This is a genomic window from Acinetobacter sp. P37 (genome assembly GCF_057480965.1).
The window spans coordinates 1-2677 of the sequence record NZ_JBLIYY010000040.1 but is presented as its reverse complement, the minus strand read 5'-3'; the positions used below and the strand labels follow the sequence as shown (position 1 = coordinate 2677).

Sequence of the window (2677 nt, the reverse complement as noted above, 5' to 3'; positions counted from 1 at the left end):
GTCACGCTGAAAATGCCGGCCTTTGAATGGGTTCATGTGCAGCTCCATCAGCAAAAGGGGATGATAAGTTTATCACCACCGACTATTTGCAACAGTGCCCAAAAAAGTTCGTGGTGGAGAAAAGATAAGCTATGCAAGGCTTTAGGAGACGTGGTTTTTCAGGATGACGAAGAACGATTCGGCGCTAGGTGCAACATAGGTGCATCGCACGAGCGCTAGGAACGGCGAAAAAAGGCGGACGTGGCGAAATCGGTAGACGCAGCAGACTTTAAAATTGGAGTGCCCGCGGGGAAATCCGCGGAGTAGAACCGCTCAAAGTCGGGGAACGCTAACGGGCAATACCCTAAGCCAATCCCGAGCCAAGCCCCTTCGGGGGAAGGTGTAGAGACTGGACGGGCGGCGCCTAAAGCCTTCGGGCAATGGCGAAGGGACAGTCCAGACCACGAACGTCATCAGACGGCGGCGAAAGTCGAGGTGGTACGAAAATCTGCTTCTCTGTGAGAGTACGGGTTCGAGTCCCGTCGTCCGCACCACAAAGCCAAACATCCCTGCGATGATCGACCTCTGGGCGTTTGGTCGTGAGCCCGCCACCCTCGCGCTACGCTTTGCGCAGGCGTCGAAGGCGATCAGGTGCGCCCATCGATTCCGTCGAGCACCATCGCTGCGAGTTCATCGCTGGTGTGTGCACCACTATCGAGAACACGGGTTGTGCATGGAAGCCGTTCCCTTGCGGCCAAGCATCGGGCGACATTCGCTAATCGCCACTCTCGAATCTCCGCATTTCGATTCGGGTCAGGATGCATGGTCTGGTTCGCGATCCGGTGACGCAATAGGTCCTCGTTGAGCGTCAGAAAGATGTGCAGCAGCTGATCGTCGATTCGCCTTACCCCGTCGAGTATCTCAGTCAGATAGTCCGGGTGCACGAGCGTCATTGGGATGATGATGTCCTGCGAGTAATTCCTTCGAATCTCCCTGACCGCCGCGATCGTAAGTCCCCTCCACAAGGGGAGATCCTGATAGTCTCCGCTCGCTGGCATGGGGACCGTTTCTTTCACCACGAACCCGATTTCCTCGGGGTCAAAGATCAGCGATTTGGAACGCCGATCGCGCAGCCGCTTAGCGAGCGTCGTCTTTCCGGCGCCGAAAGGTCCGTTGATCCAGATTATCATTGTCGACGGCCTCTAACCTGAAGGCTCGCAAGAGCGCTCGACGGCCTCGTGCGGAGGCACGATCGGAGTGGTTCCGAAATGCTTCTCAAGATAGGTGACGCCGAACGTCACGATGTCCTGCGCGTCGAACAGGTAGCACTGAGCAAAGCCCACGACACCTTCTCGATGGCGACCGAGCTTCACGTAAGCATTTGCTATAGTTTCAACCGCATCCGGCTTTCCTTCGATAGCAAAGCAATCGAGAATGCCGTTTGAATCGTAATCCGATGCCGTTTTCCAGGCGACTTCACCGTCTCTTCCAAGCATCGGCATCTCATACGTCACCCACCGTTTGTTGGGGATATCGGCAACCGCCTCGGCGTAGTGCAATGCGGTAACGGAGTTTAGCGGCGCACCCAACAGCAGGGCCTTCCCGCCAAGGCGAACGAACCGCTCGACGGGCGATCCTTCCCCCAAGGCGTGACCGAGTTCGTGAGGCTCCGTCAGCGTTTCAGCCAGCGGACCAACCGCGACCATCGATGCATCGGGGTGCGCGCTGCGCCGCGCGCCGGGGGCTTGAACCAGAAATTGATTCAGCAGGCCGAACCCACGGTAAGTCCCGGCTGTTGCGGGATCGAACGGCAGCCAGGTACGGCGGGCTTCGTCATCCAGCCGAGCGCCATTCAGAGTCTCCTCGTAGGGTGATCGGTCCCACGACGCGTATCCCATCACAGTGCCAGTCGGCCCAACCGCGGAGCGTAACGCGGCAACGACCGTCTCCGCTCCTCCTTCGACCGGACCAATCGCTTTAAGTGAGGCATGCACCATCAAGAGGTCACCGGTTTGGACTCCGAGTTTTTGAAGCGACTCCGTTATTGCCTTCCGCGTATGCATCGCGATATCTCCTCTAAACTGCAAAACACTATACCTATCGAGATATCACTCTACTATACCTATCGAGATAATGAAGAAATTCTAAAATTAACATAATACACCTTATACAAAATGCCCTTGTAAGCCCTTAATCAAGGGCATTTTTAGTCTCTACTTAACATAAAATTTTGGTGGTGCTTCAAAAAGTATGCTGCCTTTAAATGAAGCCATTATTGATGTAAAAGAAAAGAAGGCTAAATCAAAAGCTTTAAAATGGTTTTCAAGCTTTTTTGAAAAATTACAGCTTCTTCTGAAGCTACGCCTAATTCTATGCCTTATTTTGCAATTATTGCCTTCAATACCTACAGTAAAAAATTTACCAATACTTTGCTTACCATTTTTAAAAGCAGTGATGAAACTGTCCCAATGATCACTTGCAATTCGGGTGTAGTGAATATCTAATTGTTTAAGCTTTGTCTTCAATTGTTAGACTGTAGCTAAATCTCGTTTACCCCAAACATAAGCAACAATTTCACCTGTTTCTCGATGATAGGCGTAAATAAGCCATTGTTTATTCTTTTTATTTCCAACAAAATTCCAGAACTCATCTACTTCGAGAGATTCATAATGACTTTGCTGAGGCTGAATTTCATAGG

General features: G+C 52.0%; 3 protein-coding genes and 1 pseudogene. 1 reads left to right on the top strand and 3 read right to left on the bottom strand.

Annotated elements, in window-relative coordinates:
• Positions 1-219 (top strand): hypothetical protein (locus AC25JC_RS17255; protein ID WP_213148411.1); only part of this gene is annotated, 219 nt, incomplete at its 5' end.
• Positions 220-626: 407 nt separating this feature from the next.
• Here AC25JC_RS17255 and AC25JC_RS17250 read toward each other — a convergent pair.
• The 3 genes and pseudogenes from AC25JC_RS17250 to AC25JC_RS17240 all read right to left on the bottom strand — a co-directional run.
• Positions 627-1169, bottom strand: coding sequence for an AAA family ATPase (locus AC25JC_RS17250; RefSeq protein ID WP_000587837.1), 543 nt, complete (start codon positions 1167-1169; stop codon positions 627-629).
• Positions 1170-1181: 12 nt separating this feature from the next.
• A complete protein-coding gene (aac(3)-IId, locus tag AC25JC_RS17245) occupies positions 1182-2042 on the bottom strand; it encodes an aminoglycoside N-acetyltransferase AAC(3)-IId (protein ID WP_486924514.1) in 861 nt (286 codons plus the stop codon).
• Between the two features lie 196 nt (positions 2043-2238).
• Positions 2239-2677: pseudogene (locus AC25JC_RS17240) on the bottom strand (IS1-like element ISAba3 family transposase); the annotation flags it as partial.